This window comes from Streptomyces sirii (assembly GCF_045690365.1).
In the GTDB taxonomy this organism is placed as follows: Bacteria; Actinomycetota; Actinomycetes; order Streptomycetales; family Streptomycetaceae; genus Streptomyces; species Streptomyces sirii.
Genome location: NZ_CP147982.1, coordinates 2,083,297 through 2,098,756, shown reverse-complemented (window position 1 = coordinate 2,098,756; position 15,460 = coordinate 2,083,297). Strand labels below are relative to the sequence as shown.

Annotated in this window: 14 protein-coding genes; 8 read left to right on the top strand and 6 right to left on the bottom strand. The window is 74.0% G+C overall.

The features are described from left to right. Positions 1-3: 3 nt before the first annotated feature. The 3 genes from WAB15_RS09545 to WAB15_RS09535 form a co-directional block, all read right to left on the bottom strand. On the bottom strand, positions 4-414 hold the full coding sequence (locus WAB15_RS09545) for a YidH family protein (RefSeq protein WP_407285959.1): 411 nt from the start codon (positions 412-414) through the stop codon (positions 4-6). Positions 415-456: 42 nt separating this feature from the next. Beyond that, positions 457-990, bottom strand: a complete 534-nt coding sequence (locus WAB15_RS09540) for an NUDIX hydrolase (RefSeq protein WP_399144364.1) — start codon at positions 988-990, stop codon at positions 457-459. Between the two features lie 63 nt (positions 991-1,053). After that, positions 1,054-1,947, bottom strand: coding sequence for a DMT family transporter (locus tag WAB15_RS09535; RefSeq protein ID WP_399144363.1), 894 nt, complete (start codon positions 1,945-1,947; stop codon positions 1,054-1,056). Positions 1,948-2,160: 213 nt separating this feature from the next. Here WAB15_RS09535 and WAB15_RS09530 point away from each other — a divergent pair, with 213 nt between their 5' ends. From WAB15_RS09530 to WAB15_RS09505, 6 genes are all read left to right on the top strand, one after another. Continuing rightward, positions 2,161-3,816, top strand: coding sequence for an FAD-binding dehydrogenase (locus WAB15_RS09530; RefSeq protein ID WP_407285958.1), 1,656 nt, complete (start codon positions 2,161-2,163; stop codon positions 3,814-3,816). Positions 3,817-4,083: 267 nt separating this feature from the next. Next, complete coding sequence (locus WAB15_RS09525; RefSeq protein WP_407285957.1) at positions 4,084-5,055, top strand: hypothetical protein; 972 nt, start codon at positions 4,084-4,086, stop codon at positions 5,053-5,055. A gap of 89 nt (positions 5,056-5,144) precedes the next feature. After that, entirely contained in the window at positions 5,145-5,900 is a 756-nt protein-coding gene (locus WAB15_RS09520) for a molybdopterin-dependent oxidoreductase (protein ID WP_399144360.1), read from the top strand. Further along, positions 5,884-6,552: a cytochrome b/b6 domain-containing protein gene (locus WAB15_RS09515; protein WP_407285956.1), complete on the top strand. Its 669-nt coding sequence runs from the start codon at positions 5,884-5,886 to the stop codon at positions 6,550-6,552. Before WAB15_RS09520 ends, WAB15_RS09515 begins: the two co-directional genes overlap by 17 nt. Before the next feature lie 87 nt (positions 6,553-6,639). Next, positions 6,640-7,269, top strand: coding sequence for a helix-turn-helix domain-containing protein (locus WAB15_RS09510; protein WP_407285955.1), 630 nt, complete (start codon positions 6,640-6,642; stop codon positions 7,267-7,269). Continuing rightward, on the top strand, positions 7,266-8,543 hold the full coding sequence (locus tag WAB15_RS09505) for an MFS transporter (protein WP_407285954.1): 1,278 nt from the start codon (positions 7,266-7,268) through the stop codon (positions 8,541-8,543). Before WAB15_RS09510 ends, WAB15_RS09505 begins: the two co-directional genes overlap by 4 nt. Here the strand turns inward: WAB15_RS09505 and WAB15_RS09500 are convergent. Then, positions 8,519-9,676 carry a sensor histidine kinase gene (locus tag WAB15_RS09500; RefSeq protein ID WP_407285953.1) on the bottom strand — a complete coding sequence of 386 codons (1,158 nt, stop codon included), beginning with the start codon at positions 9,674-9,676 and terminating at the stop codon, positions 8,519-8,521. The two genes, WAB15_RS09505 and WAB15_RS09500, sit on opposite strands and share 25 nt — an antisense overlap. Next, positions 9,673-10,440, bottom strand: a complete 768-nt coding sequence (locus WAB15_RS09495; protein WP_399144355.1) for a response regulator transcription factor — start codon at positions 10,438-10,440, stop codon at positions 9,673-9,675. The genes WAB15_RS09500 and WAB15_RS09495 overlap by 4 nt, the downstream gene beginning before the upstream one ends. A 472-nt stretch (positions 10,441-10,912) precedes the next feature. On the opposite strand from WAB15_RS09495, the gene helR reads away from it, so the two are divergent. Beyond that, positions 10,913-13,144, top strand: a complete 2,232-nt coding sequence (gene helR / locus WAB15_RS09490; RefSeq protein WP_407285952.1) for an RNA polymerase recycling motor ATPase HelR — start codon at positions 10,913-10,915, stop codon at positions 13,142-13,144. On the opposite strand, the gene WAB15_RS09485 is transcribed toward helR, so the two are convergent. Beyond that, a complete protein-coding gene (locus WAB15_RS09485; protein WP_407285951.1) occupies positions 13,141-13,542 on the bottom strand; it encodes a (2Fe-2S) ferredoxin domain-containing protein in 402 nt (133 codons plus the stop codon). The two genes, helR and WAB15_RS09485, sit on opposite strands and share 4 nt — an antisense overlap. Before the next feature lie 142 nt (positions 13,543-13,684). On the opposite strand from WAB15_RS09485, the gene WAB15_RS09480 reads away from it, so the two are divergent. Then, positions 13,685-15,112, top strand: coding sequence for a cytochrome P450 (locus tag WAB15_RS09480; protein ID WP_407285950.1), 1,428 nt, complete (start codon positions 13,685-13,687; stop codon positions 15,110-15,112). Positions 15,113-15,460: the final 348 nt, after the last annotated feature.

Below are 15,460 nucleotides of genomic sequence, written 5' to 3'. Positions count from 1 at the left end.
CGACTAGCCGGTCCAGCCCAGCAGGACCAGCACGGCCACCGCCACCCCGAGCACCCCGACGGCCAGCGCCAGCGCCGTGGGGAAGCGGGTGACCGGCAGATCCTCGCCGCGCCGCATCGCCCGCTCGCAGCGCATCCAGTGGTTGACCGCCCGCAGCGCGCACAGTGCCCCGCCCGCGAGCAGGACGACGGTGAAGGTCAGCCGCACGCCCGGGTGCAGCCGGGGCAGGAACTGGTCCACCGCGAACCCGCCGCCGATCAGCGCCAGACCGGTGCGCAGCCAGGCCAGAAACGTGCGCTCATTGGCCAGCGAGAAGCGGTAGTCGGGGGTCGTGCCCTCCTCGCGGACCCGCGCGGGCGACCACCACAGCCGCACGGCCGCGACGGCCGACCGCAGTCCGTCGGTGAGGATCATGGCCGAAACCCTAACGGCCGGCCCGCCGCACGGCCCGTCGCATCAGGCCGCTCCCGTCTCCCGCAGCTCCAGCAGCCGCCGGTACGCGGCCATGCCGTCCGGCGTCCAGGGCCACTCGTCGAGCCGCCGGATCAGCTCCTCCTCGGGCAGGAAGGCATACCAGTCGATCTCCGACTCCTGCGGGGCGACCGGCAGGGTGCAGCGCACCTGGTAGACGGCGGACCACCAGGTGTGCTCCGCGGTCTCGTAGAGGAACTTGAACAGCGGCTCCGGCGGCGTCAGCCCCTGTACGCCCAGCTCCTCCTCGGCCTCGCGCAGCGCCGCCGCGTCATAGCTCTCACCGGCGCCGACCACGCCGCCCACGAACATGTCGTAGTGCGAGGGGAAGACGAGCTTGTGCGGGGTGCGGCGGTGCACGAAGATCCGGTCCTCGGCGTCCCGGGCGAGGACGAACGCGCAGCGGGTGCGCATCCGGCGGGCGTAGGTCTCACCGCGCGGGGCCTGCCCCACGACCTGATCGTTCTCATCGACGACGTCGAGGATCTCGTCCGCGTTGAGCGGTTGCTGATCGGTCATGGGGTCATGCAACCACCACCCGGGCGCGGCGCGCGCGGGGGCCCGTGTACCGCGCCCGCCGCGTCAGCGCGGCTGCATCTCCACCGCGTCCTCGGTCCGGCCCGTCCCCGGCGGCATCGCCGGATGGGTGCCGATCAGGACGATGCCCGCGACGACGGCCATGATCCCGGCGACCTCCCACACCAGCGCCCCCGCCGTCACCTGCAGCCGGTCGCCGAGGAAGCCCACCCCGCAGGCGATCCCGGCCAGCGGCTGGGCGGCGGTCAGCGCCGGCAGTGACAGCCGCAGCGGTGCCGACTCGAAGGCGCTCTGCACCATGACCAGCGCCAGCACCCCGAGCCCGACGATGGCGTACGGCTGCCAGCTGGTCACCAGCGCCGGCCAGCCGCCCCGTTCGAAGTGGTCGCCGCTGATCCGGGTCAGCGCGTCCTGCACGCCGTAGACCAGGCCCGCCGCGATACCAAGCAGCGCGGCCTCCAGGCTCACATGGGTCCGCTCCCGTTTGGCGACGGCCGCCAGCAGCAGGGCGGTGCCCAGCACCATCCCCATGATCAGCCACTGCCACAGATGATCGGGGCTCCTGGACCCGCCCTGCGGCTGGCCGGCCACGATGAAGGCGGTGACCCCGCCCGCCAGCAGCCACAGCCCGGCCCACCCGGTGCGGCCGAGGCGCTGCCGGGTCAGCCGCCGGGACAGCGCCATCGCGAACAGCAGATTGGTCGCCAGCAGCGGCTCCACCAGAGTGATGTCGCCCATCCCCAGCGCCAGCGCGCCGAGCGCCATCCCGACCACCATCAGCCCGATGCCGGCCAGCCACACCGGCATCCGCACCAGGTCCAGCAGCAGACGCAGGGAGAGGTAGTCCTTCATCGGCGCGCGCTGCGCCGCGGCCTGCTGGAGCACGAAGCCCGACCCCAGACAGCAGGCCGCTCCGAGGGCGAGCAGTATCACCGTCACGTCGCACACCTCGTATCACGCGGGGCGGGGGATGCGCCTGAGGAGAGCCATCCGGCGGCGGGGGTGGGGTGGCCCTGATCACCCCCCATTCTCCCGCGCGCCCCTGTGTACTGCGCGGTAATCAAACGGTTGACGCGGCCGTCGGGCGCGCTGAGGATCGTTCCACCACGGCGGCCGGCGCGCGCCGGCGTGCCCCGGTGAGGAGATGCAGAGATGGCGTACGACGCTGATGTGATCGTGATCGGAGCGGGGCTCGCGGGGCTGGCGGCCACCGCGGAACTGGTGGACGCCGGGCGCACGGTGATCCTGCTCGACCAGGAGCCCGAGCAGTCCCTCGGCGGGCAGGCGCACTGGTCCTTCGGCGGCCTCTTCCTCGTGGACTCGCCCGAGCAGCGCCGGCTGCGGATCCGCGACAGCCACGCCCTCGCCTGGCAGGACTGGCTGGGCACGGCCGGCTTCGACCGCCCGGAGGACCACTGGCCGCGCAAGTGGGCCGAGGCGTACGTCGACTTCGCCGCCGGGGAGAAGCGCTCCTGGCTGCACCGGCAGGGCGTGCGGTTCTTCCCCGTCGTCGGCTGGGCGGAGCGCGGCGGCTACGACGCGACCGGGCACGGCAACTCCGTCCCCCGCTTCCACGTCACCTGGGGCACCGGGCCCGGCCTCGTCGCGCCGTTCGAGCGCCGGGTGCGGGCCGGGGCCGCCCGGGGCCTGGTCGACCTGCGCTTCCGGCACCGCGTCACCGGGCTCTCGCGCAGCGCCGGCAGCGTGGACACGGTCGGCGGCGAGATCCTCGCGCCCTCGGACGTGGCGCGCGGCAGGCCCAGCAGCCGGGAGGTGACCGGCGCCTTCGAGCTCAGGGCGCAGGCCGTGATCGTCACCTCGGGCGGTATCGGCGGCAACCACGAGCTGGTGCGCGCCAACTGGCCCGAGCGGCTGGGCACGCCCCCGCGGCGGATGCTGTCCGGCGTGCCCGCGCATGTGGACGGCGAGATGCTGGGCATCGCCGAGGCGGCCGGCGGGCACCTGATCAACCGCGACCGGATGTGGCACTACACCGAGGGCATCGACAACTGGAACCCGATCTGGCCGATGCACGGCATCCGGATCCTGTCGGGCCCGTCCCCGCTGTGGCTGGACGCCCGCGGCAAGCGACTGCCGGTGCCGCTGTTCCCCGGCTTCGACACCCTCGGCACGCTCGAACACATCATGCGCACCGGCCACGACCACACCTGGTTCGTGCTCACCCAGAAGATCATCGAGAAGGAGTTCACGCTCTCCGGCTCGGAGCAGAACCCCGACCTGACCGGAAAGAGCGTCCGCGAGGTCCTGGGCCGGGCCCGGGGCGGCGCGCCGGGCCCGGTGCGGGCGTTCATGGACCACGGCGCGGACTTCATCGTCGAGCGCTCGCTCACCGACCTCGCACGGCGGATGAACGCGCTGACCGAGGAGCCGCTGATCGACGAGGCCGCGCTGCGCGAGGAGATCGTGGCCCGGGACCGCGAGATCACCAACTCCTTCACCAAGGACCTCCAGGTGACCGCCATGCGCGGGACCCGCCGGTACCTGGGCGACCGGCTGATCCGCACCGCGGCCCCGCACCGCCTGCTCGACCCCAAGGCCGGCCCGCTGATCGCCGTACGGCTGAACATCCTCACCCGCAAGACTCTCGGCGGCCTGGAGACCGACCTCTCCTCGCGGGTGCTGGCCGACGGCGGCGCCCCTCTTCCCGGCGTCTACGCGGCGGGCGAGGCGGCCGGGTTCGGCGGCGGTGGCGTGCACGGATACCGCTCGCTGGAGGGCACCTTCCTCGGCGGCTGCCTCTTCTCCGGGCGTACGGCGGGCCGGGCGGCGGCCAGGGCGGTGGCCTGACGGGAGCGGGGCGGATTCCGGCAGGTGACCGCGCAATCCTGTGATGCGGAAGGGGAGTTGGCGGATCCGGCCATTCCCCTTCCCGCCTTGACGCGGAGCTCTGCGTAGCGCTTTGCTGTGGGTGATGACTGGTGCGGACCAGTCCGTCACCCTCTGCACAGGCGCGTGCGGATCGGGCCCCACCCCCTGACGACGACGGTGCGGTGCCCGGCCGGCGCGGCGCGCCATGGAGCCCCCTGACCCGTGACTTCGACGTCCCCTTCCCCTTTGCCCCCAGCCACCCCGCCGGCCCTGCGCCGCGCCCGCTGCCCGGACGCACCGGTCCTCGCCCCGGCCCTGGACGACACCGAACTGGTCATCGCCGCCGACGCGCTGGCGCTCGGGCAGTGGGCCCGGGTGCGTACCCTGCTGGCCGAGACCGGCGCGGACTGGGACCGGCGCGGACACCGATTAACGGTCCTGGCCGGCTGCCCCGGCAGCGCCGCCTGGGCCGGCGACTGGCGGCTCGCCGAGCCGGACAGCGGTGACGCCGCCACGCTCGTGGCCCTCGCCACCGTCCGGCTGGCCCTGCGCGGCGAGGCCGGCACCGACGCCGCCGCCGAGGCCTGTGCGGCCGCCGCCCGGATGCTGCCCGACGACCCCACCCCCTGGCTCGGCGCGCTGATCCTCGCCCGCCGCACCGGCACCCCGGAGGACCGCGCCCTGGCCTTCCAGCAGATACGGACCCGCCACCCCGACCACCACCACGCCCACCACCTGATGGCGGCCTGCCTGGCCGAGCAGCACCCGGCCGGCGCCGACGACCCCGGACACCCGGCCGACGCGTTCGCCGCCCGCGCCGCGGCCCGGGCCCCCGCCGACTCCCCGCTCGCCCTGCTCCCCGTCGTCGCCCACGCCGAGCGCTACCGCGTACGGGCCGCCGCCGGACTGGAGCCCCCCGACCCCGCGGACTCCGGCCACTGGTCCACCCGCCGGGCCCACCGGCTCCTGCAGTCCGCCTTCGACTGGTGGCTGGAGTGGGAGGGCGAGGACCATCCGCGCGGCAAGGTCGACCTCAACTTCCTCGCGCACGCGACGTTCCACGAGGGGAGGATGGCCGAGGCCGCCGCCCTCTTCCAGCGCATCGGCCCGCATCTGACGCGTGCGCCGTGGTCGTACGCGGGCCGCGACGCCGAAGGTGCCTTCCAGGCCGCCCGCGACACCGCCCTGCGCCGGGCCCGCCGCCAAGCGGACCGCTGACCCGCACACCCCGCCGGGGCAGATGACGAAAGTCTGACGCCGATGCCCGGACGCTGGCCCCGGGGCGTGCTCGGTGGTCGAATCGGGGGGTGACACAGGACCCGAATCCGGCCCGCCCGGCGGACCGCGACGGCGAGGACGGGCGCGGCACCCCCGTAGGGCGCCGCGTGCTGCTCGGCATGCTCGCGGCCGGTGCCGCCGGCGTCGCCGCCGCCCCCCTCCTGCAGCGTGCCTACGACAGCACCATCGGCGCCGCCGCCCAGAAGGACCCCACCGGCCTGTCCGGTCTGCTCCCGGCCGGCGGCGGCTTCCGCTACTACTCGGTGACCGGCTCCGTACCGCACAAGGGCGAGCGCGACTACCGCCTCACCGTCGACGGCCTGGTGCGCCACCGCGCCTCCCACCGCCTCGCCGACCTGCGCGCCATGCCGCAGACCCGGCTCGTCCGCGACGTCCAGTGCGTCACCGGCTGGCGGGTGCCGCACACCGCCTTCGAGGGCGTGCGCCTGGCCACCCTCCTCGACGCCGCCGGCGTCCGCCCCGAGGCCGAGGCCGTCCACTTCACTTGCTTCGACGGCGCCTACCGCGAGTCCCTCACCCTCGAACAGGCCCGCCGCGACGACGTCCTGGTCGCGCTGCGGATGCAGGACCGGCCGCTCGGCCACGACCACGGCGGACCGGTACGCCTCTACGCCGCGCCCATGTACTTCTACAAGTCGGCGAAGTGGCTCTCCCGCATCACCGTCACCGACCGGGTCCGGCCCGGCTACTGGGAGGAGCGCGGATATGACGTCGACGCCTGGGTCGGCCGGTCGAACGGACGCGACGATGTCCCGACCACCTGAGCAGGCCGCGGCCCGCACCCGGGTGCCGCGCTTCACCCACGCCGAACACCGGGTGCACCGCGCCACGGCCACCCTCATGGCCGTCTGTGTCCTCACCGCGGGCTGCCTCTACCTCCCCTTCCTCGCCCAACTCGTCGGCCGCCGCGCCCTGATGGTGACCGTCCACGAGTGGTCCGGCCTCCTGCTGCCGGTCCCCCTGCTGCTGGGCCTGGCCTCCCGCGCACTGCGCGCCGACCTCCGCCGCCTCAACCGCTTCGGCCCGCACGACCGCCGCTGGCTGCGCGCCGCGGTCCGCCGCCGAGGGGACCGCCCGGCCGGCAAGTTCAACGCCGGCCAGAAGCTGTACGCCGCCTGGCTCGCCGGCGCTGTCCTGGTGATGCTGGGCACCGGCCTGCTGATGTGGTTCACCCTCCCCCAAGCTCTCGGCTTCGCTCGAGCAGGGGGGACCCCCATCGCGCCCCTGGTGTGGCGCACCGGCGCCACCTTCGTCCACGACTGGCTCGCCCTCGCCCTGGTCCTCGTGATCGCCGGCCACGTCGGCAGGGCGTACGGCGATCCCGAGTCCCGCCGCGGGATGCGCACCGGCTCGGTCGACGCCCGATGGGCCGCGCGCGAGCATCCGCTGTGGCGGCCGGAGGGCAAGTCCGAGTAGCCGCGGCCGAGTTGCGGAGAGAAACACCGAGACTTCTCTGCAGAGACCACTATGCAGAGGAGTCTCTGCAACTCTATGCTGGCACCCATGAGCGATGCCCCGGAGCAGCCCCCGACCCCCGAAGCGCCGCCCGCCGCCCGTCCCGTGCGCCGCATGGACGCCCGCAGCCTCCGCGGCCTGGCCCACCCCCTGCGGATGCGCATCCTGGACCTGCTGGCCCTCGACGGCCCGGACACCGCCACCGGGCTCGGCCGCCGCCTGGGCGAGAACACCGGCACGGTCAGCTGGCATCTGCGCCACCTCGCCGACCACGGCTTCATCGAGGAGGAGACCGGCCGCGGCACCAAACGGGAGCGCTGGTGGAAGGCGGTCCGGGCGGCCCGCCACCTCGACACCAACGACTTCCGCGACGACCCCGACAGCCGCGGCGCCCTGTCGGTCTATCTGCACGAGACCGTCCAGCGGGACTTCGAGCAGGTCACCACCTACCTCGCCGAGGACTGGGACCCGTGCTGGCGCGACGCCGGCACCCTCCTGCGCCGCCAGGACCTCCGCCTGACCCCGCGGCAACTCAAGTCCCTGAACGCCGAGTTGGAGCAGGTCGTCGACCGGTACCGGAACCCGGCCCCCGGCCCGGCCGGTACGGCCGGCGAGGACGCCCGCCCGGTCCTCGTCCAACTGCAGTCCTTCCCCCGCAGGGAACGGGACGGCGGATGAGCGGACTGCTGCGCCGGCACCGCGACTTCCGGCTGCTGTGGTGCGGGGAGACCGCGGGCAGGTTCGGAGCGGCGGTCACCGGCGTGGCGATGCCGCTGGTGGCGGTCTCCGCCCTGCACGCCTCCACCTTCGAGGTCGGACTGCTCGGCGCCTGCGGCTGGCTGCCCTGGCTGCTGATCGGCCTCCCGGTCGGGGCGTGGGTGGACCGTCTGCCCCGCCGCCCCCTCATGCTGGCCGCCGCCGCGCTGTCGCTGGTGCTCCTCGCCGCCGTACCGCTCCTGGCCCGGACCGGCCGGCTCGGCCTCGGGCCGCTGATCGCCGTGGCCCTGCTGACCGGCGCCGCCGCGGTGGTCTTCCAGACCGCGTACAGCGCCTACCTGCCCACTCTGCTCGCGCCGGCCGACCGGCCCGAGGGCAACGCCAAGCTGCACGGCAGCGCCTCGGCGGCGCAGATCGCCGGCCAGGGGGCGGGCGGCCTCATCGCCCAGCTCGCCGGCGCCGTCAACGGCCTGTTCGCGCACGCCGCCACCTTCCTCGTCGCGCTGCTGTGCCTGCTCGGCATCCGGCACCGCGAACCGCCCCGCGAGGACTCCGGCCGCCCGGCGCGGTCGCTGACCGGCGAGGTCGCCGAGGGGCTGCGGCTGGTCGCCGGCGACCGGTGGTTTTGCACCCTGACCCTCTTCGGCGCCACTTCCAACCTCGCGCTCATGGGCTACCAGTCCCTCCTGACGGTCTTTCTGGTCCGCGAGGTCGGCCTGGCACCCGGCGCGGTCGGCGGACTGCTGGCACTGGCGAGCACGGGCGGTATCGCGGGTGCCTTCATGGTGCGCCGCACCGCCGGCCGGCTCGGCACCGCCCGCGCCATGCTGCTGTACGAACTCGGCATCCCCTGCACGGCGTTGCTCATCCCGCTCGCCGCCCCGGGCGCCGGGGCGCTGCTGTATGTCGCCGGCGGCTTCGGCGTCTCCGCCGGGGTGGTGGCCGGGAACATCCTCAAGACGGGCTTCCAGCAGGGCTACTGCCCGCCGCCGCTGCTCGGCCGGCTGGTGGCCAGCAGCGCGTTCCTCAACTACGGCACCCTGCCGCTGGGGGCGCTGCTCGGCGGTGCGCTGGGCTCCGCCCTCGGTGTCCGCACCGCCATGTGGATCACCACCGCCGGCGTTCCGCTGGCCGCCCTGATCCTGCTCTTCTCGCCGGTCCGGACCGTCCGCGACCTGCCCACCCGCCACACCGACCCCGAAGCGGCCGCTCAGGCCGTCGGCGGCTCCGGTTGAGGCTCCGCCGACGCCTCGGCCGACGGCAGGGTGACCTCGAAACGGCAGCCCGCGCCGGTGTTGCACACCGACGCCCGGCCTTCGTGCGCCACCACGATGCCGCGCACGATCGCCAGGCCCAGCCCCGCGCCGCCCTCGCCGTCCGCCCGCGGCGTACGCGCACTGCCGCCGCGCCAGCCGGTGTCGAAGACCCGGGCCAGATCCTCCGGCGGGATGCCGCCGCAGCCGTCCTCGACCGCGAGCACCACCCGGCCGTCCTCGTGCCGCGCGCTGACCGCGACGGTGCCGTCGGCCGGTGTCGCACGGATCGCGTTGACCAGCAGATTGCCGAGCACCCGGGTGATCTGCTGGGCGTCCACCCGCACCGGCAGCGGCCGCACCCCGCCGTCCACCAGCCGCACCCCGCGCGCCCGGGCCAGCGGCCTGGCCCCCGCCAGCGCGTCGTCCACCAGGTCGTACACCGACACCCGCGAGAACGTCAGGGCCAGCGCCCCGGCCTGGATACGGGACAGTTCGAAGAGGTCGTCGACCATCGCGGTCAGCCGCTCCACCTCGATCCGCATCCGGGAGTGGTAGCGCGCGGTGTCCTCGGCGACGCCGTCCTCCAGCGCCTCGGCCATCGCCCGCAGCCCGGCGAGCGGCGTGCGCAGATCGTGCGAGATCCCGGCGATCAGCTCGCGCCGGGAGGCGTCCAGCGCCCGCTCCCGCTCCCGTGCCTCGGCGAGGCGCCCGCTGGTCTCCTCCAACGCCCGGGACAGCGCCGCCAGTTCGGCCGTCGGCGGCTCCGCGGGCGCCACGAATCCGCCCTCGCTGCCGACCGTACGGGCCGATCGCGCCAGCTCCCTGCTGCCCGCCGCGATCCGCCGCCCGAAGAGCAGCGCGGCCGCCAGGGACACCACTCCGGAGACCGCGACCACGGCCATCACCACGCCCAGGTCGTGCCCGGACAGGAACATCGCCTGGGCGACCGCCACCGTCCCCGCCGCCATCGCGGCCACCGCCAGCGCCGCCACCGCGAACAGCGACAGCGCGACCGAGCGCCGCCGCAGGGCCCGTACCGCGGGCGCGGCGAGCAGCCCCGCCAGCGCCGCGCCGAGCGCCGCCAGCGCCACGATGACCAGGAAGTCCGTCATGCCTCCGGCTCGCCTTCCGCCGGGTCGAAGCGGTAGCCGGCGCCCCAGACCGTCGTCACCAGCCGCGGTGCCGCCGGGTCCGCCTCGATCTTCTCGCGCAGCCGCCGCACGTGCACCGTCACCGTCGACAGATCGCCGAACTCCCACCCCCAGACCCGTTGCAGCAGCTCCTCACGGGCGAAGACCCGCCCCGGGTTGCGCATCAGGAAGACCAGCAGGTCGAACTCCCGGGCGGTGAGGGAGAGTTCATGTCCGGCCCGGTGGGCCCGCCGCCCGCCGGGGTCGGCGGTGAGGTCACCGGCCCGCAGTACGGGGGCGGGCGCGGCGGCCGGCGGCGCGGACTCCGCGCGCCGCAGCACCGACCCGATCCGCAGCACCAGCTCCCGCGGGCTGAACGGCTTGGTCACATAGTCGTCCGCGCCCAGCTCCAGGCCGAGAATGCGGTCCGCCTCCTCGCCGCGTGCCGTCAGCATCACCACCGGCAGCGCCGGGCCGCCGTCGGCGCGGCGCAGCCGGCGGCACACCTCCAGGCCGTCGATGCCCGGCAACATCAGGTCGAGGACCACCAGATGCGGGCGGAACTCCACCGCCCGGTCGAGCGCGGCGAAGCCGTCGGCGGCGTGCGCGGTGGTGTAGCCGGCCCGGGAGAGGTAGCCGGTGACGACCTCGGCGACGGTCGGGTCGTCCTCGACGACCAGGACACGGCGCGGCGGCCCGTCGGCGGGGACGGGCGGGGGAGCGGAGGGTGGAGTGGCACGGTGCACGGCGTCAGCGCGCCCTTCGTGGCGGGTAGGTCATGCCCCCAGCCAACACCAGTGCCCACCGCCGTGCGAGACCCGCCCCGCTTCCGTAAGGCATCGGTAAGGGGTCGGTGGGACACAGGCAAGACACCGGTAAGCGGTACGGCCGCGTAGCGAGCCGACGCTACCGGGGAGCGAAGAGTGAGGAAGAAGAGGAGGACAAGGGGAAACACCCACTCCTTGCCACTCTCAACGTATAGCGCACAGGGGGGCTTGCGGCAAGGCCCCGGTCGTACCGCAAAATCACTGGCCAAAGCCAGAACCTGAGGAAACGGTGGGATTCACGAAGTGCATGCGTGTTCGTCGGTCTTTGATTTCAGTGGTGATGTCGAGCCCGTGGCGGCACCCGCCTGCCGTCGCGGGCGCTCGGCGCCCGGGTGCGGCCATGCGTGCCCGCTGGACCTCGCGGGCCCGACCCCGGATCGGAGCTGACGCCATGAACCCCCTGACCACCAGTGCGTTCGACCTTCCCGACCGTCTCCTGCCCAAGGCCGACCCGGCGCTGATAGCCGGCGACGAGCGGCACTTCGCGGCCGTCGCGGAGAGCCTCGACCAGGCGATCGCCGAGGTGTCCGACCGCCTCGACGCCGAGCGCAGGGCGCCCGGCGGCATCGGACGGCAGGCGATGGACCGGGACACCGAGATCCACCGGCTGACCGCCCGCCTGCGCGCACTGCGCCGCTTCGGCCTGGACCTGTGCCTGGGGCACATGGTGAGCGCCGAGCACCCCGAGCCCGTGTACGTCGGACGACTCGGCCTGACGGACAGCGAGGGGCGCCGGCTGCTGGTCGACTGGCGCTCGCCCGCGGCAGAGCCGTTCTTCGCGGCCACCCACGCCAACCCGATGGGTCTGGCCAGCCGCCGCAGGTACCGCTGGACCGGCGGCCGGATCAGCGACTACTGGGACGAGGTGTTCACCTCGGACGGGTTCGCCGGGCGCGCCGCGCTCGACGACCAGTCCGCCTTCATCGCGAGCCTGGGCGCCAACCGGTCGCCCCGGATGCGCGATGTGCTCGGCACCATCCAGGCCGACCAGGACGCCATCATCCGGGCGGGCTCCCGTGGCGCTCTCGTCGTCGACGGCGGTCCGGGTACCGGCAAGACCGTCGTCGCCCTGCACCGCTCCGCCTACCTCCTCCACTCCGACCCGCGCCTGGGCCGCCGGCGCGGCGGGGTGCTGTTCGTCGGTCCGCACCAGCCCTACCTGGCCTACGTCGCCGACGTCCTGCCCAGCCTCGGAGAGGAGGGCGTACAGACCTGCACCCTGCGGGACCTCGTCGCCGAGGGAGCCGGAGCGGCGATCGAGACCGATCCGGAGGTGGCCCGACTGAAGTCGTCCGCGGACATGGTGAAGGCGATCGAGACGGCCGTCAGGTTCTACGAGGAGCCGCCCGCCGAGGGGATGACGGTCACGACCGACTGGTCCGACCTCTGGCTGAGCGCCGAGGACTGGGCCGAGGCGTTCGGCGCACCGGAACCGGGTACGCCGCACAACGAGGCGCGCGAGCAGATCTGGGCGGCGCTGGTCGAGATCCTGCTGGACAAGTACGACGGCGACGAGGTCTCGCCCGACCTGTTCCAAAGGTCGCTGCGGCACGACGAAGAGCTGGTCACCACCCTCCACCGTGCCTGGCCGCTGCTCGAAGCGGCCGACCTCGTCGGGGACCTGTGGTCGGTGCCCGCCTACCTGCGGCTGTGCGCGCCCTGGCTCGGCCGCGACGAGGTGCGCACGCTGCAGCGCAAGGCGGCCCCCCAGGCCTGGACGGTGTCCGACCTGCCGCTCCTGGACGCGGCGCGGCAGCGCCTGGGCGACCCGGAGGCGGCCCGGCGCAAGCGCCGGAACGAGGCCGCCCTCGCCGCCCAGCGCGCGCACATGACGCAGGTCGTCGACAACCTGATCGCGGCCGCGGCCGACTCCGGCGCCGACGGCGACGACGGTGAAGGCCTGGTGACGATGCTGCGCGGCGCGGACGCCCGGGTCAGCCTGGTCAACGAGGCCGAACTGCCCACCGCCGAACCGGACCTGCTGGCCGGTCCGTTCGCGCACATCGTCGTGGACGAGGCGCAGGAACTCACCGACGCGGAGTGGCAGATGCTGCTGCTGCGCTGCCCGTCCCGGAGCTTCACCATCGTCGGGGACCGCGCTCAGGCCCGGCACGGGTTCACCGAATCCTGGCGGGAGCGCCTGGAGCGGATCGGGCTCGACCGCATCGACGTGGCCTCGCTGAGCGTCAACTACCGGACGCCGGAAGAGGTCATGGCCGAAGCCGAGCCGGTCATCCGGGCCGCGCTCCCGGACGCCAATGTGCCGACCTCCATCCGCAGCGCCGGCGTCCCCGTCGTCCACGGATCCGTCGCGGATCTGGACGCGGTCCTCGACGCCTGGCTCGTCACCCATGACGAAGGGACCGCCTGCGTCATCGGCGCCGGCGGCCGGGACGCCGGCACGTTCCGGGAGACACCCCGCGTCCGGTCACTGACCCCCGAACTGTCGAAGGGGCTCGAGTTCGACCTGGTCGTCCTCATCGACCCGGAGTCGTTCGGCGAGGGTGTCGAAGGAGCGGTCGACCGCTATGTCGCGATGACCCGAGCGACCCGGCAACTCGTCGTCCTGAGGACCCCGTCGTCGCAGGCCCACGGAGAACGGAGGGACGCCCCCCTGGCCTAACCCTCCAGCCCCTCCCGCACCCGCCGTGACACCGTGATCGTGTACAGGTCGAGTACTCCCGGCGGTTCCGCGAGGCCCGGGCCGCCGGCGCGTATCCAGGAGGCGATGTCGGCCAGCGCGTCGTCGTCGTTGACCAGCCCCAGCCAGACCGGGCGGCCGCCGGCCGCCCGGCCCGCGGCCGACGGCTGGACCACGACCACGTTCGCCTGGTCGCAGACGTCGAGGCACTCCGAGGCACGTACCGGCGCCGCACCGTCCAGCGCCGCCCGGAGCCGGGGGATCTGACCGGTGTGGTCGACGCCCGGAATCTTGGCCGCGTCGCCGCAGCAGCAGCCGCGGCAGACGGTGACCCGGCACGGGGCTGTGGTGGCCGCTCGGCCTGCACGCTTGCTGATCATCCGGCTCATGCTACGTGGGCCTTCGGGCGCTCCCCGCCTCCTCCCCCGGAGGAGGCGGGCGGGGGAGCGCGGCGCCGGGATCGGGAACCGGTGTACGCGACGCCGGGATTAGGCGGACACACATCCGGGATAGAGATCCCGTATGTCCCTCATCGATTCCCAGCCCCAGCCCGGTTCGGCACCGCGGACCGAGATACCCGGCCCGGCCGGGCTCCCCGTCCTCGGCTCGATGCTCGACCTGCGGCGCGACTCCCTCAGCACGTTCCTGAACGCCCAGCGCGCACACGGCGACGTGGTGCGCCTGGAGGCCGGTCCACCCGGTCTGCGCAGTGTGTTCCACGCCGTCTTCGCGCCCGAGGGCGTCCAGCAGATCCTGGCCTCCCAGGCCGCCAACTTCCGCAAGGACCACCCGCTGTACGAGGAGGTCCGGCAGTCCTTCGGCAACGGCCTGCTCACCAGTCAGGACGCCGACTACCTCCGTCAGCGGCGGCTGGTGCAGCCGCTGTTCACCAAGCGCCGGGTCGACGGCTACGCCGCGGCCGTGACGACCGAGGCCGATGCCGTCGTCGACCGCTGGCGGACCACGCCGACCGGCACCGTCGACCTGGTCCCCGAGATGAACCGGCTCGCGCTGCGCACCGTCACCCGGATCCTCTTCGGCCTGGACACCGAAGAGGCCGTGGAGGCCATCCACCGGTGCTCCCCGGTCATCAACGCCTATGTCGTACAGCGCGGTTACGTACCGGTGAAGGTCCCGCGCGGCTGGCCCACCCCCGGCAATCTGCGGGCGCGGGCCGCCACCGACGAGCTGAACGCCCTGTGCGACCGGATCGTCGCGGACCGCCGGGCGGCGTCCGGGGCGGCGGACGGTACGAACGACGAGGGCCGGGGCGACGATCTGCTCTCGCTGTTGATCGCGGCCGGCAACGACGAGGACGGCTCCCTCGACGCGACCGAGGTCCGCGAACAGGTCCTGATCTTCCTGCTGGCCGGGCACGAGACCACCGCGACGTCCCTGGCCTTCACCCTGCACCTGCTCGCCCGGCACCCCGAGGAGCAGACGAAGGTCCGCGAGGAGATCGACCGGGTCCTGGGAGACCGCGTTCCCACGGCCGCGGACCTGGACCGGCTGCCGTATCTGACGCAGGCGCTCAAGGAGTCCATGCGGCTGTATCCGGCGGCGCCGGTCGTCAGTCGCCGGGCCGTGGCCGCCACCGAGATCGGCGGATACCGCATTCCGGCCGGTGCCGACGTGGTCGTCTCGCCCTGGGTCACCCACCGCGACCCGGCGCTGTGGGAGGACCCGGAGCGCTTCGATCCGCGCCGCTTCGCGCCCGAGCGGGAGGCGGAACGGCACCGCTACGCGTGGTTCCCCTTCGGCGGCGGCCCGCGCGCCTGCATCGGGCAGCACTTCTCGATGCTGGAGTCGGTGCTGGCACTGGCGACGCTGCTGCGCGCCCACGAACTCGACGCCGTGGACCAGGAGGTGTCGGTGGCCGCCGGCATCACCCTCCAGGCCACCGGCCCGGCCCGGGTGCGGCTGCGTCCGCGCGAGCGGGCGGGGGAGTAGCCCTGTAGCCCCGGGTCCCGTAGCCCCCGGGGGCGCCGCCTTCGGCGAGGAGGAGGCCGCCGGTCTCCTCCGTCGCCCGTGCGCCACCTCCACCGCCTAACGCAACGAAAATAGCGTTTGCATTTTGGCGGCGCCCCCCGTACCGTCGTTGTCGGTCCCATTGCCGCCGATCGGAGAAGGCCGTTGCTCGTCTGAGGTCCCCAAGACACCGCGCCCGCGAATGCCCCGCATCGCGCGGCCCTGTCCGTGACCTCGGAGTGCCCTACGGCGTACCCCGGCGCATCTCGGCGTTCCCGCGGTGTCTCCCCGCGCAGTCCCCCCGCTCACGCACCTCGCGCATCTGGAGAC